This window comes from Celeribacter sp. (genome assembly GCF_048261515.1).
Taxonomy (GTDB): Bacteria; Pseudomonadota; Alphaproteobacteria; order Rhodobacterales; family Rhodobacteraceae; genus Celeribacter.
Window position 1 is genome coordinate 215,467 of the sequence record NZ_JBLXFZ010000006.1, and the last position, 26,245, is coordinate 241,711.

At 61.0% G+C, this 26,245-nt stretch carries 29 protein-coding genes and 1 other RNA gene; 6 read left to right on the forward strand and 24 right to left on the reverse strand.

What is annotated here, in order from left to right:
* Positions 1–5: 5 nt before the first annotated feature.
* The 8 genes from ACN0SC_RS12380 to mgtE form a co-directional block, all read right to left on the reverse strand.
* A complete protein-coding gene (locus ACN0SC_RS12380; RefSeq protein ID WP_417249985.1) occupies positions 6–1,019 on the reverse strand; it encodes a glycosyltransferase family 10 domain-containing protein in 1,014 nt (337 codons plus the stop codon).
* 60 nt (positions 1,020–1,079) lie between these two features.
* Positions 1,080–1,949 (reverse strand): DMT family transporter, encoded by an 870-nt coding sequence (locus ACN0SC_RS12385; protein WP_417249986.1) that lies wholly within the window; start codon positions 1,947–1,949, stop codon positions 1,080–1,082.
* The gene (locus ACN0SC_RS12390) at positions 1,946–2,548 is read right to left on the reverse strand and encodes a LysE/ArgO family amino acid transporter (RefSeq protein ID WP_417249987.1); all 603 of its coding nucleotides are present in this window, start codon (positions 2,546–2,548) and stop codon (positions 1,946–1,948) included. The genes ACN0SC_RS12385 and ACN0SC_RS12390 overlap by 4 nt, the downstream gene beginning before the upstream one ends.
* A gap of 91 nt (positions 2,549–2,639) precedes the next feature.
* Complete coding sequence (locus tag ACN0SC_RS12395) at positions 2,640–3,380, reverse strand: YebC/PmpR family DNA-binding transcriptional regulator (protein WP_417249988.1); 741 nt, start codon at positions 3,378–3,380, stop codon at positions 2,640–2,642.
* A gap of 77 nt (positions 3,381–3,457) precedes the next feature.
* Positions 3,458–5,239, reverse strand: coding sequence for an SLC13 family permease (locus tag ACN0SC_RS12400; protein ID WP_417249989.1), 1,782 nt, complete (start codon positions 5,237–5,239; stop codon positions 3,458–3,460).
* Positions 5,240–5,384: 145 nt separating this feature from the next.
* A complete protein-coding gene (locus ACN0SC_RS12405; protein ID WP_417249990.1) occupies positions 5,385–6,197 on the reverse strand; it encodes a TIGR00282 family metallophosphoesterase in 813 nt (270 codons plus the stop codon).
* 52 nt (positions 6,198–6,249) lie between these two features.
* Positions 6,250–6,819, reverse strand: coding sequence for a 5-formyltetrahydrofolate cyclo-ligase (locus tag ACN0SC_RS12410; protein ID WP_417249991.1), 570 nt, complete (start codon positions 6,817–6,819; stop codon positions 6,250–6,252).
* Positions 6,816–8,207, reverse strand: coding sequence for a magnesium transporter (mgtE, locus tag ACN0SC_RS12415; protein WP_417249992.1), 1,392 nt, complete (start codon positions 8,205–8,207; stop codon positions 6,816–6,818). The genes ACN0SC_RS12410 and mgtE overlap by 4 nt, the downstream gene beginning before the upstream one ends.
* Before the next feature lie 135 nt (positions 8,208–8,342).
* On the opposite strand from mgtE, the gene guaD reads away from it, so the two are divergent.
* Positions 8,343–9,635: a guanine deaminase gene (guaD, locus tag ACN0SC_RS12420; RefSeq protein WP_417249993.1), complete on the forward strand. Its 1,293-nt coding sequence runs from the start codon at positions 8,343–8,345 to the stop codon at positions 9,633–9,635.
* Between the two features lie 12 nt (positions 9,636–9,647).
* On the opposite strand, the gene ACN0SC_RS12425 is transcribed toward guaD, so the two are convergent.
* The 4 genes from ACN0SC_RS12425 to ACN0SC_RS12440 form a co-directional block, all read right to left on the reverse strand.
* Positions 9,648–10,154, reverse strand: a complete 507-nt coding sequence (locus ACN0SC_RS12425) for a CAP domain-containing protein (RefSeq protein WP_417249994.1) — start codon at positions 10,152–10,154, stop codon at positions 9,648–9,650.
* A gap of 2 nt (positions 10,155–10,156) precedes the next feature.
* Positions 10,157–11,467: an 8-oxoguanine deaminase gene (locus ACN0SC_RS12430; RefSeq protein ID WP_417250059.1), complete on the reverse strand. Its 1,311-nt coding sequence runs from the start codon at positions 11,465–11,467 to the stop codon at positions 10,157–10,159.
* A gap of 88 nt (positions 11,468–11,555) precedes the next feature.
* The gene (locus ACN0SC_RS12435) at positions 11,556–12,386 is read right to left on the reverse strand and encodes an inositol monophosphatase family protein (protein WP_417249995.1); all 831 of its coding nucleotides are present in this window, start codon (positions 12,384–12,386) and stop codon (positions 11,556–11,558) included.
* Positions 12,387–12,627: 241 nt separating this feature from the next.
* Positions 12,628–13,005, reverse strand: coding sequence for a helix-turn-helix domain-containing protein (locus ACN0SC_RS12440; protein WP_417249996.1), 378 nt, complete (start codon positions 13,003–13,005; stop codon positions 12,628–12,630).
* Between the two features lie 368 nt (positions 13,006–13,373).
* Between ACN0SC_RS12440 and ACN0SC_RS12445 the strand changes: the two genes are divergently transcribed.
* Positions 13,374–14,345, forward strand: coding sequence for an NADPH:quinone oxidoreductase family protein (locus ACN0SC_RS12445; protein WP_417249997.1), 972 nt, complete (start codon positions 13,374–13,376; stop codon positions 14,343–14,345).
* Positions 14,346–14,363: 18 nt separating this feature from the next.
* Here ACN0SC_RS12445 and ACN0SC_RS12450 read toward each other — a convergent pair whose 3' ends face one another.
* Entirely contained in the window at positions 14,364–15,242 is an 879-nt protein-coding gene (locus ACN0SC_RS12450) for a LysR family transcriptional regulator (RefSeq protein WP_417249998.1), read from the reverse strand.
* 125 nt (positions 15,243–15,367) lie between these two features.
* Here ACN0SC_RS12450 and ACN0SC_RS12455 point away from each other — a divergent pair, with 125 nt between their 5' ends.
* Positions 15,368–15,589, forward strand: a complete 222-nt coding sequence (locus tag ACN0SC_RS12455; protein ID WP_417249999.1) for a DUF1127 domain-containing protein — start codon at positions 15,368–15,370, stop codon at positions 15,587–15,589.
* 249 nt (positions 15,590–15,838) lie between these two features.
* Positions 15,839–16,618: a Bax inhibitor-1 family protein gene (locus ACN0SC_RS12460; RefSeq protein WP_417250000.1), complete on the forward strand. Its 780-nt coding sequence runs from the start codon at positions 15,839–15,841 to the stop codon at positions 16,616–16,618.
* Between the two features lie 91 nt (positions 16,619–16,709).
* Here ACN0SC_RS12460 and ACN0SC_RS12465 read toward each other — a convergent pair whose 3' ends face one another.
* The 11 genes from ACN0SC_RS12465 to ACN0SC_RS12515 all read right to left on the reverse strand — a co-directional run bounded on the left by ACN0SC_RS12465 (position 16,710) and on the right by ACN0SC_RS12515 (position 23,776).
* A complete protein-coding gene (locus tag ACN0SC_RS12465; RefSeq protein WP_417250001.1) occupies positions 16,710–17,276 on the reverse strand; it encodes a GNAT family N-acetyltransferase in 567 nt (188 codons plus the stop codon).
* A 123-nt stretch (positions 17,277–17,399) separates the two neighbouring features.
* A complete protein-coding gene (gene rpmG, locus ACN0SC_RS12470) occupies positions 17,400–17,567 on the reverse strand; it encodes a 50S ribosomal protein L33 (RefSeq protein WP_009572866.1) in 168 nt (55 codons plus the stop codon).
* Between the two features lie 137 nt (positions 17,568–17,704).
* A complete protein-coding gene (locus ACN0SC_RS12475; RefSeq protein ID WP_417250002.1) occupies positions 17,705–18,415 on the reverse strand; it encodes a DUF533 domain-containing protein in 711 nt (236 codons plus the stop codon).
* Between the two features lie 107 nt (positions 18,416–18,522).
* An RNA gene (gene rnpB, locus ACN0SC_RS12480) (RNase P RNA component class A) lies at positions 18,523–18,930 on the reverse strand.
* Positions 18,931–18,942: 12 nt separating this feature from the next.
* A complete protein-coding gene (locus tag ACN0SC_RS12485) occupies positions 18,943–19,566 on the reverse strand; it encodes an N-acetylmuramoyl-L-alanine amidase (protein WP_417250060.1) in 624 nt (207 codons plus the stop codon).
* A gap of 77 nt (positions 19,567–19,643) precedes the next feature.
* Positions 19,644–20,315 carry a hypothetical protein gene (locus ACN0SC_RS12490; RefSeq protein ID WP_417250003.1) on the reverse strand — a complete coding sequence of 224 codons (672 nt, stop codon included), beginning with the start codon at positions 20,313–20,315 and terminating at the stop codon, positions 19,644–19,646.
* Between the two features lie 35 nt (positions 20,316–20,350).
* On the reverse strand, positions 20,351–21,838 hold the full coding sequence (gene gatA, locus ACN0SC_RS12495) for an Asp-tRNA(Asn)/Glu-tRNA(Gln) amidotransferase subunit GatA (RefSeq protein WP_417250004.1): 1,488 nt from the start codon (positions 21,836–21,838) through the stop codon (positions 20,351–20,353).
* A gap of 12 nt (positions 21,839–21,850) precedes the next feature.
* A complete protein-coding gene (gene gatC / locus ACN0SC_RS12500) occupies positions 21,851–22,138 on the reverse strand; it encodes an Asp-tRNA(Asn)/Glu-tRNA(Gln) amidotransferase subunit GatC (RefSeq protein ID WP_417250005.1) in 288 nt (95 codons plus the stop codon).
* 57 nt (positions 22,139–22,195) lie between these two features.
* Positions 22,196–22,852, reverse strand: coding sequence for a hypothetical protein (locus ACN0SC_RS12505; protein ID WP_417250006.1), 657 nt, complete (start codon positions 22,850–22,852; stop codon positions 22,196–22,198).
* Positions 22,853–22,917: 65 nt separating this feature from the next.
* Complete coding sequence (locus tag ACN0SC_RS12510) at positions 22,918–23,166, reverse strand: peptidase (RefSeq protein ID WP_417250007.1); 249 nt, start codon at positions 23,164–23,166, stop codon at positions 22,918–22,920.
* Positions 23,167–23,323: 157 nt separating this feature from the next.
* Positions 23,324–23,776: a nucleoside deaminase gene (locus ACN0SC_RS12515; protein ID WP_417250008.1), complete on the reverse strand. Its 453-nt coding sequence runs from the start codon at positions 23,774–23,776 to the stop codon at positions 23,324–23,326.
* 81 nt (positions 23,777–23,857) lie between these two features.
* Here ACN0SC_RS12515 and ACN0SC_RS12520 point away from each other — a divergent pair, with 81 nt between their 5' ends.
* Both ACN0SC_RS12520 and ACN0SC_RS12525 read left to right on the forward strand, forming a co-directional pair.
* Complete coding sequence (locus ACN0SC_RS12520) at positions 23,858–25,090, forward strand: pseudouridine synthase (RefSeq protein WP_417250009.1); 1,233 nt, start codon at positions 23,858–23,860, stop codon at positions 25,088–25,090.
* Positions 25,091–25,305: 215 nt separating this feature from the next.
* On the forward strand, positions 25,306–26,220 hold the full coding sequence (locus ACN0SC_RS12525) for a 5-bromo-4-chloroindolyl phosphate hydrolysis family protein (RefSeq protein ID WP_417250010.1): 915 nt from the start codon (positions 25,306–25,308) through the stop codon (positions 26,218–26,220).
* Positions 26,221–26,245 lie beyond the last annotated feature (25 nt).

Genomic DNA, 26,245 nt, shown 5'->3' on the forward strand with positions numbered 1-26,245 from the left:
TGGCCCTATTTCCGCGCGCGGCGTCCCAACAGGAACTCGCGCGTGGATCGGATGCGGCGGTTGCGGGCTTGGCGTCGGGTTTCTATGGCTGACATTCGCTTTCGCAATTTGAGGTAAAGCTTGGTGTTGCCATAGGTTGTCCGCCGCACGCGCTCCTCGGGCGAGCGGGTGCAGATATCACATAGGAATTCCCTCAGACGGGCGACATCGAGTTCATCAGGCACCCGTCCCCCAACGAAAACGGGTTCATTGAGATAGTCCAAAATCCGCTCCGGCTGCGCATTCAATTCTACCACGTAGCGCGCGCAATCCTCCAGCGAGGCAAAGTCGTGGGCGTTGATGAAAGACTTGGGGTTTATGTATCGAGACACGGTTGTGTCCCCCCAGTAAATCGGCACAGTCCCCGCGACATAGGCGTGGGCGATCTTCTCCGTGACATACCCTGGCTTTGACGAGTTTTCGAAGGCAATCGTGAAATTATACCGCGACTGGATCACAGCTTTTCCACTCGACCAATCACTCGAAAACCGTTTCGTGATGTCTGAGTCGGTGTTGTGCAGGTGGCGACCAAGGGAGGCAACAGGCTCCATCGCGTGCAAGATGTGAAAGAACCGATCTCGGACAGGGTCCGCCCCGCCATTACTATAAATGAAGTTGCAAAACTTGCGTTCTCGCACCTCTTCGACAGTTTTGGGACGATGCAGGCTCCGATCCAGATCAGCAAGTTTGGCCAATTCAGTCGGGAACCGTAAATAACGGTCCTCGAAGGTCATATGATCAAAGCCAACCGCATAGTCGCATAGGTTGAAATCGGGGGTAATGTTCTCTTCCGTGATGAAGATCTTCACACAATCATAATTCATGTGCGTCAACCCGTTGCAGGAATAGAGCAAAATCTCAGGGTTGTCAGCATCCATCACAAGGTCAAATTCCTCGTTCAGAAGGGCAAAGATTACGTCATTCTCAGGGACGAAATCGGGCCAGAAGTCGCAACAGTGTATACGCAGGGTCGTCTTCATCTTCGGCCTCATCTTTCGCTCGTTGTGCCCGACGATGATCGCGGACGTTTATCGCACGCCTCACACCTGTCGCTTCAACCGTGCCTCGCGCCATGCGATGAAAGACACCGCGGCGATGATCATCGCCCCACCGACGATAACCAGCGCATCGGGCGGCTCGTCGAACAGCGCCCAACCCAACAGCACCGACCAGACAAGCTGGACAAAGGTCACAGGTTGCAAAACACTTTGTGGTGCATGGGAAAAGGCACGAGTCATGCAATAGTGTCCCGCCGTCGCAAAGAGCGCCGTGAACACGAGCAAGATTGTCTCAGTGAGCGTTGGCGTGACCCAGTTGGCCAGTGCAAAGGGCGCCAACACGAAAGGCACGGTCGCCGACATCAGCACCACCACGGCGGACGCGGGCATCTCTTTCGACAAACGTCCTGCGATCAGGTAGGAGCCCGCAAAAAGCACCGCCGTGACCAGCATCGCAAAATGGCCGGGGTCCAGCTCGCGCATCCCCGGACGCAAGATTACCAGCGCGCCGAGAAAGGCCACCACCAGCGCCATGATGCGCGGCAGGCGGATCTTTTCTCCAAAGATCAACACAGCGCCGATAGTCACGTAAACGGGATTGAGAAAGTTCATCGCCGTGACTTCGGCCATCGGAATGCGGGTCATCGCGTAGAACCACGCGGTCATACCCAACCCGTGCAACACCGCCCGCAGCGCTGTCATCTTCCACAGGCGCGGCGTCATGGTCAGGCGACCCAGACTCTTCATTGCTGGGATCAGAAAAATCAGCCCGAAGAGAAAACGGAGAAAGGCGCTTTCAAAAATCGGAAGGGCATCCCCCACCGTCTTCACCAGTGCATTCACACCAATGAAGAACACGGTCGTGGCGATCATCCACGCAAAACCAGCAAGGGGACGCGGGGTAACAGTCATGTGCCGAACGCCAATTTCACAGCAATCGACCACATCACAAGCGCGATCACCCCATCAAGCACCCGCCACGCGGTCTCACGTGCAAAGACAGGCGCCAGCAGCCGCGCGCCGTACCCCAGAGAGAAGAAGAAGGTGAACGAGGCCGTGACCGCACCGATCGCAAACAGCCCGCGCTCTGCGCCAAAATCAGCGGAAATGGCGCCAAGCAACACCACTGTATCAAGGTAGACATGCGGATTGAGCCACGTCAGCGCAAGGCAGGTCAACAGCGCCGCGCCAAGCGTCTGGGTCTGGCCGTCTGCGGGATCGAGGTGCCCGCCTCCGCGCCACGCCGAAAGCGCAGCGCGCGCGCCATAAACGGTCAGGAAAGCCACCCCGCCCCATGTCATAAGCGGCAAGGCCCAAGGGAACACCGCCTCGACCCGCGCAGAGGCAAACACGCCCACAGTGACCAAGATGGCGTCCGACAGCGCACAGGCCAAAACCACCGCCAGCACATGCGCCCGCCGCAGCCCTTGGCGCAGCACAAAGGCATTCTGCGCCCCGATCGCGAGGATCAGGGAAAACCCCGTCAGAAAACCCGAAATCGCCGCGCCCATGCCAGACCAATCCTTAACACGCCCGCCACACGACGAGCGAAACAAAAGGCCCCGCCGTGGAGGGCGGGGCCTTCGCCGTCACAATAGTCGCTTAAAGCTGTTCCGCAACATCATCGGGGACGTCGAAATTCGCCGTTACCGATTGCACGTCGTCGTCATCTTCCAGAGCCTCAACCAGACGCATCAGCTTTTGCGCGGTTTCAAGGTCAACCTCGGTGCGATTCTGCGGCTTCCAGATCAGCTTGCTTTCCTTGGACTCGCCCAGCTCGGCTTCCAGCGCGTCGGAAACAACGGCCAGATCGCTATCGGCGCAATAGATCCAGTGCCCCTCGTCGTCGCTCTCGACATCCTCGGCACCTGCCTCGATCGCGGCCATCATGACCGTATCGGCATCGCCAACTGACGCGTCATAGGTGATCTCGCCCACGCGGTCGAACATGAAGGCCACGGAACCGGATGTGCCCAGATTGCCGCCCGATTTTGTGAAGATCGAACGCACGTTGGAGGCGGTGCGGTTCACGTTGTCAGTCATGGTCTCGACGATGAAGGCGATGCCGTTGGGGCCATACCCCTCGTAGCGGATCTCGTCATAGTTCTCCGCATCGCCGCCCATGGCCTTCTTGATCGCGCGGTCAATCACGTCCTTGGGGACGGATTGCGACTTCGCGGTTTTCACTGCCAGACGCAGGCGCGGGTTCTTTTCGGGATCGGGGTCGCCCATCTTCGCCGCCACGGTGATCTCCTTGGCGAGCTTGGAGAAAAGCTTCGAGCGTTGCGCATCCTGACGACCTTTACGGTGCTGGATGTTTGCCCATTTTGAGTGGCCTGCCATGAGGTCCTCCGGTTAGAGATTTTTTGCGATGCGCTTCTATACGACAACCACGCGGCAAGCTTCAAGCCGCGCGCCGCTTACAGCGGCCACAGGATCGGTATGAGCCATGAAGACAGAAGGCCGATCGAAATGTTGAGCGGAATGCCAACCTTCATGTAGTCGGTGAATTTATAGCCGCCTGGACTGTAGACCATTGTGTTCGTTTGATAGCCGATGGGTGTGGCGAAAGAGGCGGAGGCCGCGACCATCACCGCCACGACAAACCCGCGCGGATCAAGCCCCATGGTCTGCGCCAAACCGATGGCAATCGGCGTCACAACCACAGCCACCGCGTTGTTGGAAACCAGTTCGGTGAGCAGCGAGGTCAGCAGGTAAACCGCCCAGATAGCGAAGAAAACGGGCAGCCCGATAAGAAATGGCGCCAACAGATCCACGACCATTTGCACCGCGCCCGATGCCTCCAGCGCCGCCCCGATGGCGAGCATGGAGAAAATCAACGCCAGCAACCGCCCCTCGACAAACGAGAAAGCCTCCTCGGCGTCGATACAGCGCGTCACCAGAACGATGGCTACCGCGATCACCGCCAGCATCAGGATCGGCGCGACACCAAGCGCGGCCAGAGTGACGATGGACATCATCGCAACGATGGCGATCGGGGCGTGACTGCGATGAAAGGCGCGCTCGGTTGGTTTCGAGACGTCGCCGATATCCATATCATTGGCCAGTCTCTGGATGTCTTCGGGTGCCCCTTCGAGCAGGAGCGTATCGCCCACACGCACCACCACATCGTTGATCTTGCTGCCGAGGTTCTGGTTGCGGCGATGCACGGCGAGTGGATAGACGCCGTAGCGACGGCGCAGGCGCATGGAGCCCAGCGAGCGGCCTACCATCTTGCACCCGGGTGTCACCAGAACCTCGACGGTCGTTGTCTCGACGGCGGAGACCTGATCCACGCGCTTGAGCGACTTGTTGCGTTGCAGGCTCAGAAGTTCGGAGATTTGCGAACGCAAGATCACGCGGTCGCCCACTTCCAAGGTCACTCCCGAAAGGTCGTGGCGCAAGGAACGGTCGCCGCGCACCACGTCGATAAGCCGCACGCCCTCGCGCTTGAACAGTTGTACCCCTGTTACCTCGCGCCCGATCAGGTTGCTGTCGGGCGGGATCACGGCCTCGGTGAAGAACTTCATCTTCGAGCGCCCCGATGAGAGCATCGCCGACAGGCTAGTCCGCTCGGGCAGGAGATGCCGCCCGATGAAATAGAGATAGAGAAAGCCCCATGTGGTTATCGCCAGACCCAGCACCGAGACCTCGAAAATCGTGAAGGGCTCAAGCCCCTGCGCGCGCGCAACACCATCCACCAGCAGGTTCGTCGAGGTGCCGATCAGCGTGATCGTCCCGCCCATGATCGCGGCATAACTCAGCGGGATCAACAACTTGGACGCGGGCACGCCGAGCTTTGCCGACAGTTGCACAAAGACAGGGATCATCACCACGACCACGGGCGTATTGGCGACAAAGGCCGAAAGCACCACCACCACGAACAACAGCGCGGCAATCGCTATCGAGGGGTGGCTTTCGGCGTAGCGCCCCGCCTGCGCAGAGAACCATTCCAACGCACCCGTGCGCACCATGGCACCCATGACAATGAACATCGCGCCGATGGTCCATGGCGCAGGGTTCGACAGAACCGCCAGCCCCGCATCATAGGGCAGAATGCCCAGCACCATCATCAACGCCGCGCCAGCAATCGCGACCACTTCCGTGGGGAATACCTCGCGCACGAAGAGGACAAACATGAAGCCCACGACCAAAAGGGCGATCACCGCCTCTGTCGTCTGGTCGAATTGAAACAGCTCCATAAAGCCTCGCGCAATTGCCTCGTCCGGCGCAAGTATGCCCCCTAAGGCCACGCGATCACAAGCGCGAAAACATCGCACCCCTGCCCTTCAAATGGTCGATTTCAGGACGAAATTCCATGCGTCCCGACTGTGGCAGGACAGAGGCTTATGGCACCGATTGCTCCAGCCGCCCGCCCTCGCGGATCTGGCGCACTCGCGTGGCCAGCCCCGTGCGGTCATCGGTTTCGACATAAAACCCCGAGAGCGTTGCCTCGCCCTTGGCAGGCTGGAAGCGCCCCTTGGCCATGCCCGTCACGAAGCGGCGCAACGGTTCGGCCTTGTCCATGCCGATGACCGAATTGTAGTCGCCGCACATGCCCGCATCGGTGAGATAACCCGTGCCCGCGGGCAGGATCTGCGCATCGCCCGTGCAGACATGGGTATGCGTCCCCACCACCATCGAGGCGCGCCCGTCGAGGAAGTGGCCGATAGCCATCTTCTCGCTTGTCGCCTCGCAATGCACATCCACCAGCGCGGCTTGAATGGCTCCGCCGAGCTTATGCGTCATGAACACCTGATCGAGTGCGGAGAAGGGGTCGTCATAGGCGCGCTTCATGAACACCTGACCAAGCACCTGCGCCACAAGAATACGCCGCCCGCGACGATCTTCGAAGATACGGACCCCACGACCTGGTGCGGTTTTGGCGAAATTGATCGGACGGATGATCCGCGTCTCCGTCTCGCAAAACTGCATCATGTCTTTCTGGTCGAAGGAATGATCGCCCAGCGTCAGACAATCAACACCCGCGGTCAGAAGCTCTTTGGCATGATCGCCCGAAAGCCCCATGCCGTTGGTCGCATTCTCGCCGTTGACCACGACGAAATCCAATCCCCACGCCTCGCGCAGGGCGGGAACGCGCTCCAGCACGGCCTTGCGGCCCGCACTACCGACGATATCTCCGAGAAACAGTATTTTCATGGCAACTCCCTTAAGCCCCGCAGCACGACGAGGCAAGCCGAACGCCACGCAGCTAGAAAGTTATGACTTCGCTTTCGGTCACAAGCGCATCAAGCGGCGCATCCGTAGGGGCGACGGGAAAATCGCGCATCTCCTGCGCGGCATAGGCCAGCCCGACCGCCAGAACGTCACGTTCGGAGCGCAATGCCGCCAGCGTGCGATCGTAATATCCCCCGCCATAGCCCAGACGATGCCCGTCGCGATTGAAAGCCAACATTGGCACGATCACAACATCGGGCGTGACAGGATCGGAATGTGCTGGCACCTGCGCGCCATAGCGTCCCGCAACCATCTCTGTTTCAGGCCTCCAGCGATCAAACCGCAAGGGCGCGGCCTCGCGCTCGACCACGGGCACGGCAACGGGACCATGCGCAGTGAGCGCAGCCATGGCAACTCGCGGGTCGATCTCGCTCTGGATCGGCATGTATCCCGCCACCACCTTGCCGAAATGCGGCGTGAGAAACCCCAACAGAAGCCGCGCGGTCTGCGCCGTGACCGCCGCTCCGCGTCCCGCGTGCGCCTCAGCCCGTTGCGCGCGGGCATGGCGGCGCGCGTGGGCCTTGAGATCAACGGCGTCGCTCATAGGAGAACCATGGCCGCGAGACCGAGGAAGGCAAAGAAACCGACGACATCTGTAACCGTCGTCACAAAGGCACCCGAGGCCAGAGCGGGGTCGATTCCGAGGCGCTCCAACAGCACGGGCACGCCAACACCTGCCAACCCCGCAATCACTAAGTTAATCACCATCGACGCCGCAATCACCATGCCAAGCGCGGGCGAGCCGAACCACAAGACGCCAACGACCCCCATGATAACAGCAAACACCAAACCATTGGCCAGCCCCACCAACACCTCACGTCGGATCACACGCCAGACGTTCGCGCCAGTCAGGTCGCGCGTGGCAATCGCGCGCACGGCGACGGTCAGCGATTGCGTTCCCGCATTGCCGCCCATGGAGGCGACAATCGGCATCAGCACGGCCAGAGCGACGAACTGCGAAATCGTCGCCTCGAACTGCGCAATCACCAGCGAGGCGAGAATGGCCGTGACAAGGTTCACCGCGAGCCACGGAATACGCGCGCGCACTGTTTCGAAAACGCGGTCGGCAAGCGACCCCTCACCCACACCCGCCAGACGCAGGATGTCTTCCTCGTGTTCCTCGTCGAGCACGTTCATCGCGTCGTCGATGGTGATCACCCCGACAAGACGCCCCGCCTCGTCCACGACTGGCGCGGAGATCATGTGATACTGGTTGAAGGCATAGGCCACATCTGCCTCGCTCTCGTCCACGGAGAAGGTGCGGAACCCTGGCTCCATCAGCTCGTTGAGCTTTTGCCCACGCGGCGCGCCGAGGATCTTGCCCAGCGTGACATGACCGACGGGCCGCAGCCTCGGATCAACCAGAACCATGTGGTAGAAATCTTCGGGCAACTCCTGCGCCTCGCGCATGAAGTCGATGGCATGGCCCACGGTCCAATGCTCCGCACCCATCACCACTTCGCGCTGCATCATGCGGCCCGCGGAGAACTCCGGATAGGCCAGAGACTTCTCCACCGCCACACGGTCGGAGGCATGGAGCGAGGCCAGAACCGCCTCCTGCGCATCCCCCTCCAGATCCTCGACCAGATCGACCACGTCGTCCGATTCCAGATCACGCACAGCCTCGGCCAGCACCTGCGGATGCAGCACCGAGATCACGTCCTCGCGAACGCCCTCGTCGAGTTCGGAGAGAATATCCCCGTCAAAATCATGCCCGTAGAGCAGAATCAGGCGACGGCGATCGTAGGCGTTGACCTGCTCTAGAAGGTCGGCGATGTCGGCGGCGTGAAGCGGCTCGATCTCCTCGATCAGCGCATCACGGTCGCCGCGCTCCACCGCAAAAAGAATCGCCGCCAAACGCTTGGCGCTCAGCGAATAGACATCCTCGTGCCCGTCTTGTTCCAGTGTCGGGAGTGCGTGCTCTTCAACCATTTGCGGTCCGCTTCTTGTCTTCGCCCCGACTTTAGGACAGCTTGGGGTGGAGAAACAGGGGGCATCGCGCATTTCCCCCGCCCTTTTCGCGCTTTATGCCAACTGCGCGATCCGACCAGAACACACGAGGCACCGATGGACACCCTGATCGCAGGCCAGATCGTCACCTACCAAGGCGACCCGTTCGACATTCCCGCCGAAGAGGCCGTGCAAGTCCAAAGCGATGGCGCGATTCTTGTGCGCGACGGCAAGGTTGCCGCCATCGGCGAGCGCGACCAAATGCGCAGCCGCCACCCTGACGCGACCTTCCACGATCACGGCCGCGCCCTCGTCGTGCCCGGGTTTGTCGACGCCCATGCGCATTACCCGCAGACCGCCATCATCGCCTCATGGGGCAAGCGGCTGATCGACTGGCTCAACACCTATACCTTTCCCGAAGAGGCCAAATTCGGCGATCCCGCCTATGCCGAGGCCATAGCCAACACCTATCTCGACCTGCTGCTGGCAAGCGGCACGACCACTGTGACGAGTTTCTGCACCATCCATCCCGTCTCCGTCGACGCGCTTTTCGAGGCGGCCGAGCGGCGTGGGATGCGGATTGTGGCGGGCAAGACCTGCATGGATCGAGACACCACACCCGAAAACCTGCGGGACACCGCGCAATCCGCCTATGACGACAGCAAGGCACTGATCAACCGCTGGCACGGCAAGGGCCGCGCGACCTATGCGATCACGCCCCGCTTCTCCCCCACCTCGACGCCCGAACAACTCGATGCGCTCGGGCGGCTTTGGGCCGAAAACCCTACCTGCCTGATGCAGACGCATCTGAGCGAGCAGACCGACGAGATCGAATGGGTCAAGAGCCTTTACCCCACAGCACGCGACTATCTCGACACCTACGAGCAATTCGGACTGGTCCGCGAGGGCGCGCTTTTCGGCCATGCGATCCATCTGGAGCCGCGCGAGATTTCCCGACTGCGCGAGTCGGATTGCTCCCTCATCCACTGCCCGACCTCGAACACCTTCATCGGATCGGGCCTGTTCGACATGGCCGCCCGCAAATCAGAGGCGCTACGCGTGGGGCTGGCCACGGACACAGGCGGCGGGTCGTCCTTCTCAATGCTGCGCACTATGGCCGCGGCCTATGAGGTCGGGCAGCTTTCGGGCGCGGCGCTGCATCCCGCGCAACTGCTCTGGCTCGCGACCCGGGGCTCAGCCCATGCCATGCATATGGACGACAAGATCGGGACTATCGAAGTGGGCATGGAAGCCGACCTGACCGTCATCAACCTCGCCTCCACCCCCGCCATCGCACAACGCGCAAACCGTGCTGAGAGCGTTTGGGAAGAGGTATTCCCCACCATCATGATGGGCGACGACCGCGCTATTGACGCCACTTACGTGATGGGTGCGCGGGTCGGCGCATAGCGACGCGTCCGTTCAGCACGGATCAGCAAACACCGTGACGTAGGTGCGCCCCGCACCGATGCCAATGCCGATTTGCGACACACCGCGACGCAGGATATTTTCACGGTGGCCCTTCGACGCCATCCATCCAGCAACGGCTTGCTGCGCAGACGGGTAGCCGCGCGAGATATTCTCCGCGATCAGACAGGCGCGATAGCCCGCCCGCTCGGCGCGTATTTTCGGCGTCGAACCGTCCTTCGAGACGTGAGAGAAATAGCCCCGTGCGGCCATATCCTCCGCATGGGCCTGCGCCGCCGCCGACAGGCGCGGGTTGGTTTGCAAGGCTCCTAAGCCTTTCGCCGCGCGCTCCGCATTGATCTCCGCGAGAATCACACGCGCCGTTTCGGTCGCTTTGGCATTCCCTGCCTGCACGCTGCTTGCGCCATTGCTCTCGCCCAGCACCCCCACGGGCGCGGGGGCAGAACAACCCGCCACACACACAAACGCCACCAGCGCCACACTTCGTTTGAAGCCCGTCATCTCTAATCCTCCATCAATCCGCGCAACAGACGCGCCTGTTCCTCCAGAGCATCGCCGAGATGGGTTGTCGCCAACCAACCATCGGCTACCACATGCCGCCCTTCAACGAAGAGATCCTTGACCTGCATCGGCCCCGCGAGCACGAGCGCGGCGGGATCCCAACTGCCTGAACTCTCAATGCCGGAGACATCCCAAACCGCAATATCGGCGCGTTTGCCTGCTGCCAGTTGCCCCAAATCCCTGCGCCCCAGCACCTCCGCGCCGCCGCGTGTCGCCATACGCAGTGCTTCGCGTGCACTCATCTTGTCCGCCCCGAAAGCGACGCGCTGCAATAGCATCGCCTGACGCGCCTCAGCCATCAGATTGCCCGCGTCATTGGAGGCAGATCCGTCAACGCCCAAGCCGACTTTCATCCCCGCATCCCGCATCGCGCGCATGGGGGCAATCCCCGACCCGAGGCGGCAGTTGGAGCACGGGCAATGCGCCACGCCTGTCCGCGTTTTCGCAAAGAGATCAATTTCTTGACCGTCGAGCTTCACGCAATGCGCGTGCCAGACATCGTCACCCGTCCAGCCCAAATCTTCAGCATATTGCCCGGGCCGACAGCCGAAGGTCTCTAGGCTATAGGCCACGTCCTCGTCATTCTCCGCCAGATGGGTGTGCAGCATCACCCCCTTGTCTCGAGCCAGCACGGCGGCATCGCGCATCAATTCGCGCGACACAGAAAAGGGTGAACAGGGCGCAACGCCCACGCGGATCATCGCCCCGTCGCTCGGATCGTGGAAGGCATCAATCACACGGATGCAATCGTCGAGAATATCGGCCTCGCGTTCAACCAGACTGTCGGGCGGCAACCCGCCAGCGCTCTCCCCGATCGACATCGCCCCGCGTGTAGCATGCAGGCGCACCCCGACTTGTCGCGCTGCGTCAATGGTATCGTCGAGCCGCGATCCGTTGGGAAAGAGATAAAGGTGGTCGGAGGTCATCGAACACCCCGACAGCGCCAGTTCCGCCAGACCGATCACCGCCGAGGACCGCATGTGATCTGGCGTGAACTTTGCCCAGATCGGGTAAAGCGTCTTGAGCCAACCGAAAAGCAGCGCGTCCTGACCGGCAGGCACCGCGCGGGTCAACGTCTGGAACAGGTGATGGTGGGTGTTCACCAGCCCCGGTGTCACCACCGTGCCGCGCGCGTCGAAGATATGTGCGTCATCGTCATAGAGCCCGTGACCGACCGCCTCGATCACACCATCGCGCACGAGGACGTCCGCCCCCGCCAATTCGCGCCCCGCGTCATCCATGGTAAGGATCATCTCCGCATTGCGGATCAGGAAACAACGATGCACGGCAGGCCTCTCTTTCATCGGGCGCCCTGCGCGAGCGCCGCTCAATCGGGGTATATCATGCCTGAGACAAGCGCTCCAATGCGGCGGCGTGAATGTCCTTGTTTGCCGCCGCAAGCACGCGCCCGCCCTCCATAGCACTATTCCCTTTCCAATCGGTAACCACGCCGCCAGCCGCTTCAATCACCGCCAGAGGACCGAGGATATCGTAGGAATTCAAACCTGCTTCTACCACGAGATCAACCTGTCCCGCCGCCAGAAGGGCATAGGCGTAGCAATCCATCCCGTAGCGCGTCAGTTTGCAGCGCGAGGCGAGATCGTGAAACGCCACGCCTTCTTCTTTGCTGCCCACCTCAGGGAACGTCGTAAAGATCACCGCCTCGTCGAGTGTGTGCGTCGCCCGCGTGCCCAGAGGCGCAGTGCCAAGCGGACCTGTCACCTCGGCCAGACCGAAGCCCCCCTCGAACCGCTCGCCGATATAGGGCTGATCAACGATCCCGAAAAGCGCCGCATCGGCATTGCGCACCGCCAAGAGCACACCCCAAGTGGGCGTCCCCGAAATATACCCGCGCGTCCCGTCGATTGGATCGAGCACCCATGTCAGACCCGACGTGCCTTCACGCACGGGAAACTCTTCGCCAAGGATCGCGTCATCGGGACGCCGCGCGGAAATGATCTCCCGCATCGCAGTTTCTGCGGCCCGATCGGCAACTGTGACGGGATCGAAGCCCTCGGCCAGTTTCGAGGTGGTTTCCAGCGCCCCGCCGCGGAAATAGCGTCGTGTTTCCACGCGGGCAGCATCCACAGCTGCGCGGGCGGTCTCGACAATATCGCGCGCCTCGGCGTCGCTTACGCCATGTGCCTGTCCCGAAATCTTCTGTGCGTTCATGGTCATCTCCCGAGCCGAATTGCTTTTGCCCTATGCGGTACGCGGCACCCGCGCCTTGGTCAAGCGTGCGCAAAGCCCGTTTAGAAGTGGCGGAAGGAGAAGACGTAATCCAGCAGCAAGAGCCAGACAAACAAAAATGCCCGCACCTTTTTACAGATGCGGGCAATTCTTTTTTCAAGACCCCGCGAAAGCGCGCCCTATGGCGCATGCGTTTCGCGTTGCTAGGTCGAAACCTGTCGGATCAGGCTACGTCGGAGAGAACGCGCGCCAGTTCGAACAGTCGACGGCGCTGGTTCTCGGGGATCGAATAATACGACCGCACAAGCTCAAGGGCCTCTTTGTCCGCCAGAATATCGGCGGGCACAGACCCTTCCGCTTTCTCGGCTGTCACTCCGCTTTGCTCATCCGCACCTTCGAAAAAGAATGCGACAGGCACGGACAGCGCTTCCGCGATATCCCAAAGACGGGACGCAGAAACGCGGTTCATACCGGTTTCATACTTCTGAATTTGTTGAAACTTGATGCCGACTTTTTCAGCGAGTTGCTGTTGTGTCATACCCACCATCCAACGACGATGGCGGACACGCTTGCCGACATGCACATCCACAGGATGTTTCATTCTTGACCGCTCCCTACAAACAATTTCGGGCACCTGAAATTCCGCTTCTGGCACCCGATACGCTTCATACCTTAACACAACGGGATATTAAAATACTGCCCATCGGCTAAATCTTTAATAATTTACTGCCACATCTGTCCTAGAATACTCAACCTAAACGGTAATTTTTTTTGGATTTTTTCGCCCACCCAAGATTTTGCACAGCGACGGTTCATTAACGCACAAAACCCCGCCCATTTTTTGTGCGCCGTTCAATAAGGGGCGCAACTGACGCCCGCGACTCGCTCAAAGTGACTCGCGTTGAGTCGCTCCTCCATGCGACCTTTTCGCGCTGGATTTTTCGTAGGCGACTGGGGCAAGCTTCCCCCATGAGCAAAACCACAACCGCATACCGCATCGCCGCCTTCGACCAGCCTCCCGCAATGGAGACAGTTCCGCTACCGCAGCCCGCCCGAGGCGAGGTGCAACTTCGCGTGCGAGCCTGCGGATTGAACTTCGCCGACCTGTTGATGTGTAAGGGACAATATCAGGACACGCCCACGCCCCCCTTTACGCTTGGAATGGAACTGGCGGGTGAGGTCGAGGCGCTCGGCGCGGGCGTCTCGGGCTTGCATGTAGGTCAATCCGTGGCGGTGTTTTCGGGCAAGGGAGGTCTGGCCACCCATGGAAACTTCCCCGCGGACAGATGTACCGCCCTGCCCCGCGCCATACCTCATGACGTGGCCGCAGCACTCCAGATCACCTACGGCACCTCGCACATGGCGCTGGCCCACAAGGCCCGGTTGCAACCAGGCGAGCGGCTGGTGGTGACGGGCGCGGCGGGCGGCGTTGGCCTCACGGCAGTGGAGATCGGCAAACTCATGGGAGCCGAAGTCATCGCCATCGCGCGTGGAGAGAACAAACGCGCTGTCGTCAAAGCTGCGGGAGCCGACCACGTCATCGACGCCGAAGACGATGACATCCGCGATCAGATCAAAGCGCTTGGCGGCGCGGATGTGGTTTATGACGTAGTTGGCGGCGCACTTTTCGACGCCTGCTTCCGCGCGACCAATCCCGACGGGCGGATGATGCTGATCGGCTTTGCGGGCGGAGATCTGCCTGCGCTGCGCCCCAATCACATGCTGGTCAAGAATATCACGGTGATCGGCTTCTACTGGGGAGGCTACTTCACCATCGACCCCGCCGCGCTCCGCGCATCGCTAGAGCAGGTGTTCGATTGGGCCGCGCAGGGCAGGATTTCGCCGCACATCTCGCACCGCATGCCCTTTGAACGCGCGGGCGACGGGTTGCAATTGCTCAAAGACCGCAAGGCCACAGGCAAGGTCGTCGTGACCATGTAGGCCACGCGCACCCCGCCTTTACTGCGCCGCTAGCGCCGTGGACGCGCGCTTGTCATAGGCTCCGCGGATCAGATCGGCGAGATTCTCGGCAGCCTGTCCTTTGAGCAGGTCGGAGATATAGAGATTGACCATTTTCGACGCCAGTTCGGGCAGTGCTCCGCCATGCTGGATCGGCTCGCAATAGGGCGGCGCGGCGCCGTTGAGCATCGCATGGACGCCAAGGTCGGCAGAAACCGACGCCTCGATGGTGCGGCTCTGGTCGCTTTCGATGGCCATTTCCCATGGGATCCCCGCCCCGTCGAGCGCCTGCTGCACCCCCTTGCGGAAGATGCACCTGTGCTCGAACGCCAGCCGCAACGGGCGTTGCCGCCACGCATTGCCACCGATTGCGCCGATCCACACCAAGGGTAACTCACATAGCGTTTCGCCTCCGCTGCCAACACGGTCCTCGGTCGTCAGGATCATGTCGCACTCACCGCGCGCGAATTTCTCCTGAAGCTGCGTTGTGAAGGAGGAGACCAGCGTCACGCGCATTCTGGGATAGTTGACGTGGAACTGCTGCAATACGTAAGGAATCGACGGGTAGACGATATCATGAGGCACGCCCAAAACGATCTCTCCCTCGAACTCCTGTGCGGTCAGACGGGCATAGGCTTCGTCGTTGAGATCAAGCATCCGCCGTGCATAGGAGAGCAATTGTTCCCCCGCTGCCGTCAGCGCAATTTTGCGCGCCGAACGATCAAGAAGACGCGCATCAAGGCTCTCTTCAAGCCGCTTGAGCTGCATCGACACCGCCGACTGTGTGAGGTTGAGATACCCCGCCGCGCGGGTCACACCACCACTGTCCGCCACAGCCACAAAAGACCGCAATGCCGTCATATCCAGATTTCGCGCCATATCATCACCATCATTGATCTAAAGGCACACAATCATTCATTTTAAGAATTGTCCAGCATAACCCATATAGGCATCGGGAAATGATTCCCGCGCCGCCCATCATCACATTCACGAAAGGATGACCAATGCTGGCTATGACCTTCTCCCGCTCCCGTGGTGCCCGCTTGGCACCTTCTTTCTCCGCCATCGTCGAGCGCATCCTTTGCGCCCGTTCGCTCGCACGTCAGCGCGCTGCCCTGACGCGCCTTGACGATGCGATGCTGGCCGATATCGGCCTGACCCGCGAACAGGCCATGGCGGAAGCCACACGCCCCGTTTGGGACGCCCCGCGCCACTGGCGCGCTTAACATTCCATTGGTCGACCCCCGACCAACCCTGACCGCGGTGCTCTCTCAGCATCGCGGTTTTTTCGTGTTCGGCTCTCCAAAATACCCGAAAGTCGCAGGCCGAAGCCAAAAACCGACGAAAACAATCCGTTTCCGCCCTCTTTGCCACCCTCGCGCGCTTGAAAATCCCCTCGATCATGCCAATATCGGAGACAGTAACGTGGGTGCATTCACCCGCGACATCCGCTTGCCTTAGGGAGAAAACTGTCAATGGCTGACTATCGCACTGTCCATCCGAGTTCGCAGGCCGCAGGCCGCGCCACGGCTCAGATCGACGCAGGGCTGCGCGCCCACATGAACAAAGTCTACGGAACCATGTCCGTCGGTCTACTGATCACAGGTCTGGCTGCTTGGGCCTTGTCCAATCTGGCGGTGTCCGCCACGCCGACGGGCGCAATGATCGCGGAAGGTAAATACCTGACCTCACTCGGTCAGGCACTCTACCTGTCACCGCTCAAATGGGTTGTGATGTTCGCACCGCTCGCCATGGTCTTTGCCTTCGGCGCTGCCGTGAACCGCCTTTCCGCTGCAGGGGCGCAGACGTTCTTCTACGCCTACGCCGCGCTCATGGGCGTGTCGCTGAGCTCGATCTTCCTCGTCTTCACTGGCGTGTCTATTACCCAGACATTCCTCGTGACGTCCATCGCCTTCGCGAGCCTGTCGCTCTACGGCTACACCACCAAGCGTGACCTCGGCCCCATCGGCGCCTTCCTGATGATGGGCCTGATCGGGATCATTGTCGCGTCCATCGTGAACATCTTCCTCGGTTCCTCCGCGCTTCACCTCGGTATCTCCGTGATCGGCGTGCTGATCTTCGCTGGCCTGACCGCCTACGATACGCAGAAGATCAAGAACGACTACATCGCACATGCCCACGCCATGGATAGCGAGTGGCTCGCAAAATCCGCAATCATGGGTGCGTTGAACCTCTATCTGGACTTCATCAACCTGTTCATGTTCCTGCTTCAGTTCCTCGGCAACCGCGAGTAATCGCCCGCCGATCTGTGACTGGAAAGGCCGCCCCTCGGGGCGGCCTTTTTAATTGGTCAGCCCATGTCGAGCACCGACACACCACGCCCGCTCAGAGCGCCCGCGCCATCTGCACCGCAGGGAAGCTCATTCCCGGCCCCAGAGTCAGCTCCACATCAGCAAGGCGCATGAACCCCATATCCTCGTAGAAGCCCTCTGCAGAGATCGTGGACACGCACAGAAGCCGGCGCACCCCTGCCTCACGAGCCGAGGCCATAACCGCCTCCAGAAGCACTCGTCCGACCCCCTGCCCTCCATAGGCAGAGCCGACGACCACATGGCGCATATGGGCCGTGTCACGCGGCGCAACGCCTCCCACAGGCCCGTGCCACGACCACCCGCCAGCCGCCAGCAAATGCCCTCCGCCGCTATCGGCCACGAGATAGGTGCCCGAACGGATCAGGCTCTCCTTCGGCTTGGTGATAACTGGAAGGGCGGCGTTGAGCACATTGGGATGATAATCGTCCACCAGTTTCGTGGTGTAGGCATCCTCAAGCAGCGCCGCGACGCGGCCAAGATCATCGCCCGTGCTGGGACGCAGGACAAAGGGCGGAACGGCCCTCTGCGATGGAATGCGGGATGCGAGGCGGTTTGCCTCCAAAGGATCACACTCGAACATGTCACTACCTTCTCTGTCGGTCTTTCGGGGGACAGGTCGGGCGGCGCTTTCTTCAAGTGGACAAAGAAAAACCGCGCGACCTGTGGGTCACGCGGCTTTGCATTTCAGTCTGTCGTCAGAGGCTTACTTGATTTTGCCTTCTTTGTACTCGACATGCTTGCGCGCAACCGGGTCGTATTTCTTTACGACCATCTTTTCGGTCATGGTGCGTGCATTCTTTTTGGTCACGTAGAAGTGGCCCGTATCCGCGGTCGAGTTGAGACGGATTTTGATCGTCGTCGGCTTCGCCATTTTAAAACTCCAGTAAGTCGTGCAACGGGCGGTCGGGCCTACCCGTGGAATCCTTGAAGCCCGCCTTTTAAGGGTTTCCCCACCCGAGTCAACCGCAATTGCACGCTCTCACGCATCACAACGCAGAATACGCGGCGCTACAGAACAGGTTTCCCCATGGACTGATGGATTTCCGCCACCTGTGTCGCATTCAGACCCAACGCCTTGCCAAGCGCTTCAAGGAAGGTGCGCTCGTCTTCGGTGTCTACCGCAATCGCCATCAAGGCCGCCGAATAGACCTGCGTCTTCGCTTTCTCGCCCGCTGCCTCGGCAAGTCCGATCGGGTCGACAGGTGCGTCCAACTCGGCCTGCACGAAGGCTATTTCCTCCTCGGAAGCATCCTTCAGATGATCGAGAATCTTGGTGCGCTCCTCCGCGTCGATCTCGCCATCAGCCTTGGCTGCCATAATCATCGCGCGGATCATCAGCTTGGCGTTCTCTTCGGCCACTTCGCCCACGGGTGTGTCCTTGGTCACAGCGGAGAACATATCGGCGATTCCCCCCGCACCCGCCGTCGCGGCCGTGCCCATAGCAGACATCAGAGAGCCAAGGCCCGCCTCGGTCGCCTCCGACATATCCGCGGCCTGATTTCCGAATCTGCCCATCATGTCGCGCACGACCTGCGATCCGCCGGGGACACCGAACTGCTCGGCGAGCTTGCCCATCTGGTCGGCCATGCCGCCAGTAGCGCCCGCTTGGCGCATCGCCTCGCGCACGCCGTCCATGCCCCCCATCTTGCGCATCTTGTCGACGCCCTTCGCGGCGGCAAACCCTACGGCCAATGTGGCCAATGTCTTTACAAAGCTCATATCGGAACCCCCGAATGTCCAGTTTTCACGGATCAGTCTGCGCTTTTTGCGCGAAGGCGGCAACCGCCGCGTTCGGCCCGAAGGCCTGAGAGAAAACAAAAGAGAAGTCGCGCGGATGACCTGTAAGCCGGATTCTGTCCGAGGCTTGCGCCTCTGGACGGCCATTCCTCTAGCCCTGCCGTTACCGACAGGGTCAAGCTGCCAACCCGGGTCTTCGGGCTTGAGCGACCCTGCGAGCGGTATGCGCAAGCGCACCGGCCCTCGCGTAAGACCCCTATTTGGCATTGCTCCCGGTGGGGCTTGCCGTGCCGCTTCCGTTGCCGGTCGCGCGGTGGTCTCTTACACCACCGTTTCACCTGTGACCCCCGTGTAGAGGGACGTCTGTTCTCTGTGGCGCTATCCCTGGGGTTTCCCCCGCCGGGCGTTACCCGGCACCGTTGCTCAATGGAGTCCGGACTTTCCTCCCCCTTGGCGTACCCGAAAGCCCCCAAGGCGGCGACCGTCCAGCCATCCGCGCGTCACGGGCTTTAGGAGGTCACGGCGCAGCGGTCAACGGGAAAGCGTTCGGCCAACTCCCGCGCGATACCCATATCCACCCCGTCGAGCGGCCCCGTGTGACGTGGGCGAAAACGGTCGCGAAAGGCATTCAGAAGGCTGTCCAGAGGCGCATCGGGATATCCGAAGGCGCTCAGGTCTTGCACAAATCGAACCTTATTGACGCCAGTTGTTTCATTTTTGTTAGGAAAGATGGACAAACCCGACAATGCCAGACGCCGCCAGTCAAACCGCGCTCCAGGGTCAATTTTGCGCGCGGGCGCCATGTCGGAATGACCAATCACCCGTTCGGGCGGGATCTCGTGGCGGGTCAGGATATCATCAAGCAACGCCTCCAACGCATCCATCTGCGCCGCCGCGAAAGGCTCCACACCACGATTGGCCAGCTCGATCCCGATCGAGCGCGAATTGACGTCCACCACATCACCCCACTGCCCCGTACCCGCGTGCCACGCACGCTGCGCCTCATCGACAAGTCGAAAAACACGGCCCTGCGGGCAGATCAGGTAATGTGCGGAGACCTCGAAAGCGGGATCACAGAGCCGCGCCAGAGCGGCCTCGGCGCTCTCCATCGCGGTGTAATGGATCACAACCATATCCGCGACAGCGCCGCCGCGCCGCACCCCACAATTGGGCGAGGCACGCTCGGTGATCGTCAGATCAGTCACGGAAGTCAGTTGGCGCGCGCTTGGGCCGCAAGACGGAAGGGCGAAGGATCCCAGCTACAGGCAAACCCGTCACCGTCCGCGTCCAACCCTTTGGCGTTGCGCTCCGGCCCGCCAGAGGCGAGGAAATCGAGCTGTGCCAGATCGGGGGAAGCGTATTTGGCACAGTTGCGTGCCTCACGCGTCGCCGCGCCAGGGATGAGGCGCGAGTAGATCGGCTGACCGACATTGTTTGTTGTCGAAAGCGCGAACTCGACCAGATTTGGCTGCGTTCCCGATGGACGCGTGGGCACTGCGGTCGGCTCAACCTGCTGATATTGCTGGCGGTTCGCGGCCACCAGAGCTGCATCCTCTTCAATCGAGCGCTGCCCTGCGACCGCGTCGAAATTGTTCTCGGAGGAAATGCCTACCTCGTTTTCGACCGACGATGGGATCGCCGCGGCAGCCTCGGAGATGAGCACATCTGTGCTGGTGCTCCCACTGGAGGCCGCTTGGCTGTTAAGCGCGGACACCGTGCCCGCAGCGCTTCCTTCGCCCGCGGCGATCAACTCGGCTTCGCGCTGCGCCTGATAGTCGGAATAGCTTCCAAAACCCACGCCCGCCCCGCTATCGGGAATGGCGGGATCACAGGCGGCGAGGCCAAGGACGGACAGGGCAGCAAGTGAGGCGCGAAGGATCATGTGAACGCTCCGAAAAGGGAAAAATCCCTCGCCTATTACCACCATTTCGACGGCTTGGAAACAAAGCCCGCAGCGTCCTCAAGAGATTGTGCAATATTCAGCAGATCGCCCTCTTCCCACGGACGTCCGATCAGTTGCAGACCAAGAGGCAGCCCCTTCGCATCGACACCCGCAGGCACCGCAATTCCAGGCAGGCCCGCAAGGTTCACCGTCACGGTGAAGACGTCGTTGAGATACATCTGGATCGGATCGCTTTCGGACATCTCACCCAGGCCAAAAGCCGCCGAGGGTGTCGCAGGCGTCAGAATCGCATCGACGCCAGAGGCGAAAACATCCTCGAAGTCCTTCTTGATCAAGGTGCGGACCTTGCGCGCGCGGTTGTAATAAGCGTCGTAGAAACCCGCCGACAGCACGTAAGTCCCCACCATCACGCGGCGCTGAACCTCGTGACCAAAACCCTCCGCGCGGGTCTTTTCATACATGTCGTCAATACCTTCACCCGCCGTAAGCGCGGCGCGGTGGCCGTAACGAACCCCGTCATAGCGCGCGAGGTTGGAGGAGGCTTCGGCGGGCGCGATCACGTAGTAAGCGGGCAGCGCGTATTTCGTGTGCGGCAGCGAGATATCAACGATCTCCGCCCCCGCCGTGCGCAGCATATCCGCGCCATCGGCCCAGAGCTTCTCGATCTCGGCGGGCATACCGTCCATGCGGTATTCCTTTGGGATACCAATTTTCTTGCCCTTGATGTCGCCCGTCAACATGGCTTCGAAGTTCGGCACAGAAAGATCTGCGGACGTGCTGTCTTTCTCGTCGTGACCGCACATGGTTTCTAACATGATCGCGGCATCGCGCACATTCTTGGTCATCGGACCCGCTTGGTCGAGCGAAGAGGCAAAGGCCACAACACCCCAACGAGAGCAACGTCCGTAGGTCGGTTTGATCCCGACGATTCCGGTGAAGGCGGCGGGCTGGCGGATCGAGCCGCCCGTGTCGGTGCCCGTCGCGGCAAGGCACAGATCCCCTGCAACCGCAGCGGCCGAGCCACCCGACGAACCACCGGGCGTCAGCTTGGCCTCATCTCCCTCACGGCGCCACGGGTTGACCGCATTACCGTAGACGGAGGTTTCGTTGGAGGAGCCCATAGCAAACTCGTCCATGTTGAGCTTGCCCAGCATCACCGCACCGTCATCGAAGAGTTTGGTGGTAATGGTGCTCTCGTATTCAGGCTTGAAGCCCTCAAGAATGGCGGACGCTGCCTGCGTCGACACACCCTTGGTGCAGAAGAGATCCTTAATCCCGATGGGCAGGCCGCACATCGCAGGGGCATCCCCCTCGGCCAGTCGCGCATCGGCGGCTTTCGCCTGCTCGCGAGCAACTTCGGGCGTGTTGTGGACAAAGGCGTTAAGCGCCCCCGCCCCTTCGATCTCGCTCAGGCAGGCTTCGGTCAACTCAGCGGAGGTGAAGTCCTTGGCACGCAACCCGTCACGGGCGGCGGCAAGCGTCAGTTTGTTCAGATCAGACATGGCACGCCCTCCTTATTCGACAACTTTGGGCACGGCGAAGAAGCCTTCGCGCGCATCGGGGGCATTGGCGAGCACCTTGGCCTGCTGATTGCCATCGGTCACTTCGTCCTTGCGGCGCTTGAGGCGCTGCGGGGTGACGGAGGTCATCGGCTCGACGCCCTCCACATCCACCTCTTGCAACTGTTCGATAAAGCCGAGAACGGCGTTGAACTCTTCGGCGAGCGCGGGCAGCGCGTCTTCCTCAACGCGGATGCGGGCCAGTTTGGCCACGCGGCGTGCGGTATCTGTATCGATGGACATCGGGCAAGGCTCCGTCTTTCGTGTCGAATGAGGCTTTAACGCGGGACGGGGCGGCCTTCAAGCGTGTCGCCGCATGTGGCGCACATAAACGGCGATCATATGGGCGAGCATGATGCTATTGAGGAAGTGCCACATGAAATGTGTACCCATCGGAACCGTGGCGTAAATCGGCGCGTCCAGCATACGAAACCCCAGCGAGATGCATAGGACCGCCGCCCCCAAAACCATGCCCCGCGCAGTGGCGGGCGCACGGCGGCGCAGGAGTGCGGCGTAGATTACAATGAGGACAGGAACCGGCGCATAGGCCGCGGAACTGCCCATGCCGATGTGCAAGAATACCGGCGAAACGATGACAGCAAATGGCACGAACAGCACCGCCGCCAGCGCCGCCCACCAACTCCCCAAACCAAAGAAGTCCCGTGTGGCGGCAAAAACATAAGTCAGGATGAAAGCAAGGATCGGCGTTACATCCGCCGCCTCCCCCCACCTCGTCGCTGTGGTGTGGAAGGCAAATGAGCCGAGACCGATAAGAAACAGGATCACCGCAAGCACTCGCGCAAGCAAAAGGCCCTTGGTGCGCGGCCAGACGTAGAGAGCGGCCAGAACAAACGCGAGGTTCGTGATCGCGTTCACGGGTTCCGACCAGAAGGAGAAATCCACCTGTTCGCGATAACTGTCGATCTGGCTCATCCATGTGAAGGCGATTTCGTTCATCGGCGCACCTGTCCAACTTATAGTCCCGACAGTCTGATGCGCCGCCGCCCGCCGCGTCAACCGCCTCAGGCGCCCAGCATCACGTACCGCCCGATGCCGTAGACGTAAAAGGCGGCAAACAGGGCATTGATCCACTTGAGTTGCCGTTCACCATGCAACCATCCCATCAACAGCCAGATCAGACAGAACGGAAGCGACAGGTACAGGTTCCACGGATACCAGTTCTGCACAATCGCAACGGTCGACGCGACACCGAGGACCAGAGCAAGGTTCTTTAAATGGCGCTCGTAACGGCGCAAAATTTGTTCAGTCACGGAATATCCACGCAGCACTTCAGCCCCGGAAACGGGCATGATTTCAAAGATTTGGGGTGTCACAAGCGTAAACCGCCCGCATGTCCGACCTCTAACCGCAAATGGCGCGTCTTGCAAGTGCTGGCGAGCCGCCGGATTGCGGGGCAACCGGTGAAACCTACCCGCGACGTGCCGCGAAAAAGGTGCGTAGCAATTCTTCGGCCTCAACCGCACCGATCCCGTCATAGACCTCGGGCGCATGGTGGCATTGCGGATGAGAAAAGACTCGCGCCCCATTTGCCACCCCGCCTGACTTGGGATCGCTCGCGCCGTAATAGAGCCGCGCGATACGGGCGTTGGAAATGGCCGCAGCGCACATCGGACAGGGCTCCAGCGTTACATAGAGATCGCACCCCGTCAGCCGCTCGACGCCCAAGGCGGCACAGGCTTCGCGGATCGCGACGATCTCGGCATGTGCCGTGGGATCGCAGCCCGCCCGCGTCTCGTTTCCACCGCGCCCGATGACCTCGCCCTCAGGAGAGACCACGACCGCGCCCACGGGCACTTCGCCACGGGCCTGCGCCTTGTGCGCCTCCTCAAAGGCCGCGTCCATATGAGAGCGGAAATTCATGCCTTACCTGTGACGCGGAAAAGCGCGTATGGCAAGCCGTGCCCCCTTCCCAAACGCCCTGTTCGCGCGTATGTCCGCGCTATGACCGATAAAACGCCCAAATCCGATCGCCCGAAGTCCTACACCGTGCCCAAGAAGAGCGCGCCCAAGGATCGCGCGAAACCCGCAGCGCCCTCCACCGCGAAATCCACACCTCCCGGTGATCGGATCGCCAAGGTGCTGGCGCGCGCAGGCATCGCCTCGCGCCGCGACGCCGAAACCATGATTGAAGAGGGCCGCGTGACCGTGAACGGGCGCAAGGTGCTCTCGCCCGCGCTTAACGTTCTCAAGAAAGATCGCATCACCGTAGACGGCCAGCCCGTCGGCGAACCCGAACCACCGCGCCTTTGGATTTACCACAAGCCCACGGGGCTGGTGACGACGGAGAAGGACGAGAAGGGCCGCGAGACCGTTTTCGGCAACCTGCCCGAAGGCCTGCCGCGCGTAATGAGCGTCGGCCGCCTCGATCTCAACTCCGAGGGCCTCCTTCTGCTCACCAACGACGGAGAACTCAAACGCAAGCTGGAATTGCCCGACACGGGCTGGTTGCGCAAATACCGCGTCCGCGTCAAAGGCACCGCATCGGAAGCAACCCTCGACACCCTGCGCAAAGGCATCACCATCGACGGCGAAAATTTCCAACCGATGGAAGTTGTGTTTGATCGCCAGCAGGGCGCAAACGCTTGGCTGACCGTGGGCATCCGCGAAGGCAAGAACCGCGAAATCCGACGCGCCATGGAGCATATCGGCCTGACCGTGAACCGCCTGATCCGCATCTCCTACGGCCCCTTCCGCCTCAACCAGATCAAACCAGGCGAGGTAGAGGAAGTCCGCTACCGCGTGTTGCGCGACCAGTTGGGCCTTGAGGACGAAAGCTTCGGCGACCCCAAACGCGGCGTATCGCGAGGCGGGGACCGCGGCGGCAAGAGCTTCGACAAGAAGCCCTTCGGCAAGCCTGCGGGCAAACGCGATGGTGGTGGACGTGACGGTGGAGGACGCGATGGCGAGCGCAAACCCTTCCGCAAGGATGGCGACCGCCCCTTCCGCAAGGACGGAGATCGTAAACCTTTCGGCAAACCAGATGGCAAACGTGACGGAAAGCCAGACGGAAAACCCGGCGCACGGCGCGATGGCAAACCTGGGGGCTTCAAATCCCACGGCTACAAATCGCACGGCGGTGGCAAGGGGTCCAAACCACGCTCGGCGGGTTTCAAATCCCACGGCGACGCAGGTTCAAAAGGTCCGCGCGGCAAGGGACCGAAGCGCGACGGCTGACCTGCCCGCCCCCTCCTTTTGTGACGTTTTTCGCCACTGCTGTCAGTAAGCCTTTCAAGCGGCGCGGTTTCTTCCTATATTTCAAGCGAAGTGCCGTGCAAAACGCTCGGATGTAAGAGGGTGAAGATGTCAGACAGCAAGTTTTCCAAACTGGCCTACTACCTGCTCGTTGCGTTGACATTCTACGTAACGATCAGCGCGCAGGGGATGTAAGAATGGCGCAACGCTTCGGCTCCACCTTTTCACCCGACGGCAAATCCTCTGGCGTACAAGACGCCTCCGAGACACAAGGCCCCTCCCGTGGTCAGGTGCCGCCCGCCCGTCCCTTCGATGGCAAACGGCCCTCTCGCGTAGGCGCGCGGTCCAATCTCCTGTTTATCGCCGCCCTCCCACTGGCGTGGAAAGCCTTCACCGCCGAACCCGTGACAATGGCGGGTTATCTGGCCGCTTTGGGCTGCCTCGTCGCCGCCGCGCTGCTTACCCGCGAAGGGCTAAAAGCCGAAGAAGCCTATGAGGCACGCAAAGTTGCCCGCCGCCCCGCCATCCCGCGAAAGATATTCGGCTCTGTTCTCACAGGTGCGGGGCTGGCGCTTGTCGGCGTTTTCGGCTGGGGCGTGATCGAGGCGGTGATCTTCGCCGTTCTGGGCACCGTGCTTCACAGTCTGGCCTTCGGTTTGGACCCGCTAAAAAACAAGGGCATGGAAGGCATCGACACCTTCCAGCAAGACCGCGTTGCCCGCGCCGTTGACGAGGCCGAGGGCCATCTCGACGTCATGCGTCAGGCACTCGAACAGATCAACGACCGCGAAGCGCAGCGCCGTTTGGAGCGTTTCACCACCGCCGCGCGCGACATGTTCCGCACCGTTGAGGAAGACCCACGCGATCTCACTGCAGCGCGCAAGTATCTCGGCGTCTACCTGCTGGGTGCGCGGGATGCGACGGTCAAATTCGCCGACCTGTGGAGCCTTACCCGCAACGCCGAGGCGCGCACCGATTGGTTCGCGCTGCTCGATGATCTGGAACGCAACTTCACGGCGCGCAACGAAAAGCTGCTGCTCGACAACAAGGCCGATCTCGACATCGAGATCGACGTGCTGCGCGAACGACTGGCCCGTGAGGGCATCAAGTAACACTGGCTGCGAAAACATGCGCGGC

What these genes read in the sequence shown, in the direction of transcription:
- ACN0SC_RS12400 (WP_417249989.1), bottom strand. Translation starts at nt 5,239, where the DNA reads ATGGAGCTGTTTCAATTCGACCAGACGACAGAGGCGGTGATCGCCCTT.
- ACN0SC_RS12485 (WP_417250060.1), bottom strand. Translation starts at nt 19,566, where the DNA reads ATGGTTGTGATCCATTACACCGCGATGGAGAGCGCCGAGGCCGCTCTG.
- ACN0SC_RS12525 (WP_417250010.1), top strand. Translation starts at nt 25,306, where the DNA reads ATGGCGCAACGCTTCGGCTCCACCTTTTCACCCGACGGCAAATCCTCT.
- ACN0SC_RS12455 (WP_417249999.1), top strand. Translation starts at nt 15,368, where the DNA reads ATGCTGGCTATGACCTTCTCCCGCTCCCGTGGTGCCCGCTTGGCACCT.
- ACN0SC_RS12465 (WP_417250001.1), bottom strand. Translation starts at nt 17,276, where the DNA reads ATGTTCGAGTGTGATCCTTTGGAGGCAAACCGCCTCGCATCCCGCATT.
- ACN0SC_RS12380 (WP_417249985.1), bottom strand. Translation starts at nt 1,019, where the DNA reads ATGAAGACGACCCTGCGTATACACTGTTGCGACTTCTGGCCCGATTTC.
- gatC (WP_417250005.1), bottom strand. Translation starts at nt 22,138, where the DNA reads ATGTCCATCGATACAGATACCGCACGCCGCGTGGCCAAACTGGCCCGC.
- ACN0SC_RS12505 (WP_417250006.1), bottom strand. Translation starts at nt 22,852, where the DNA reads ATGAACGAAATCGCCTTCACATGGATGAGCCAGATCGACAGTTATCGC.
- ACN0SC_RS12460 (WP_417250000.1), top strand. Translation starts at nt 15,839, where the DNA reads ATGGCTGACTATCGCACTGTCCATCCGAGTTCGCAGGCCGCAGGCCGC.
- ACN0SC_RS12435 (WP_417249995.1), bottom strand. Translation starts at nt 12,386, where the DNA reads ATGAACGCACAGAAGATTTCGGGACAGGCACATGGCGTAAGCGACGCC.
- ACN0SC_RS12440 (WP_417249996.1), bottom strand. Translation starts at nt 13,005, where the DNA reads ATGAAACATCCTGTGGATGTGCATGTCGGCAAGCGTGTCCGCCATCGT.
- ACN0SC_RS12515 (WP_417250008.1), bottom strand. Translation starts at nt 23,776, where the DNA reads ATGAATTTCCGCTCTCATATGGACGCGGCCTTTGAGGAGGCGCACAAG.
- ACN0SC_RS12450 (WP_417249998.1), bottom strand. Translation starts at nt 15,242, where the DNA reads ATGGCGCGAAATCTGGATATGACGGCATTGCGGTCTTTTGTGGCTGTG.
- ACN0SC_RS12445 (WP_417249997.1), top strand. Translation starts at nt 13,374, where the DNA reads ATGAGCAAAACCACAACCGCATACCGCATCGCCGCCTTCGACCAGCCT.
- ACN0SC_RS12410 (WP_417249991.1), bottom strand. Translation starts at nt 6,819, where the DNA reads ATGAGCGACGCCGTTGATCTCAAGGCCCACGCGCGCCGCCATGCCCGC.
- ACN0SC_RS12405 (WP_417249990.1), bottom strand. Translation starts at nt 6,197, where the DNA reads ATGAAAATACTGTTTCTCGGAGATATCGTCGGTAGTGCGGGCCGCAAG.
- ACN0SC_RS12430 (WP_417250059.1), bottom strand. Translation starts at nt 11,467, where the DNA reads ATGATCCTTACCATGGATGACGCGGGGCGCGAATTGGCGGGGGCGGAC.
- ACN0SC_RS12395 (WP_417249988.1), bottom strand. Translation starts at nt 3,380, where the DNA reads ATGGCAGGCCACTCAAAATGGGCAAACATCCAGCACCGTAAAGGTCGT.
- mgtE (WP_417249992.1), bottom strand. Translation starts at nt 8,207, where the DNA reads ATGGTTGAAGAGCACGCACTCCCGACACTGGAACAAGACGGGCACGAG.
- gatA (WP_417250004.1), bottom strand. Translation starts at nt 21,838, where the DNA reads ATGTCTGATCTGAACAAACTGACGCTTGCCGCCGCCCGTGACGGGTTG.
- ACN0SC_RS12385 (WP_417249986.1), bottom strand. Translation starts at nt 1,949, where the DNA reads ATGACTGTTACCCCGCGTCCCCTTGCTGGTTTTGCGTGGATGATCGCC.
- ACN0SC_RS12425 (WP_417249994.1), bottom strand. Translation starts at nt 10,154, where the DNA reads ATGACGGGCTTCAAACGAAGTGTGGCGCTGGTGGCGTTTGTGTGTGTG.
- ACN0SC_RS12475 (WP_417250002.1), bottom strand. Translation starts at nt 18,415, where the DNA reads ATGAGCTTTGTAAAGACATTGGCCACATTGGCCGTAGGGTTTGCCGCC.
- ACN0SC_RS12520 (WP_417250009.1), top strand. Translation starts at nt 23,858, where the DNA reads ATGACCGATAAAACGCCCAAATCCGATCGCCCGAAGTCCTACACCGTG.
- ACN0SC_RS12490 (WP_417250003.1), bottom strand. Translation starts at nt 20,315, where the DNA reads ATGATCCTTCGCGCCTCACTTGCTGCCCTGTCCGTCCTTGGCCTCGCC.
- guaD (WP_417249993.1), top strand. Translation starts at nt 8,343, where the DNA reads ATGGACACCCTGATCGCAGGCCAGATCGTCACCTACCAAGGCGACCCG.
- rpmG (WP_009572866.1), bottom strand. Translation starts at nt 17,567, where the DNA reads ATGGCGAAGCCGACGACGATCAAAATCCGTCTCAACTCGACCGCGGAT.
- ACN0SC_RS12390 (WP_417249987.1), bottom strand. Translation starts at nt 2,548, where the DNA reads ATGGGCGCGGCGATTTCGGGTTTTCTGACGGGGTTTTCCCTGATCCTC.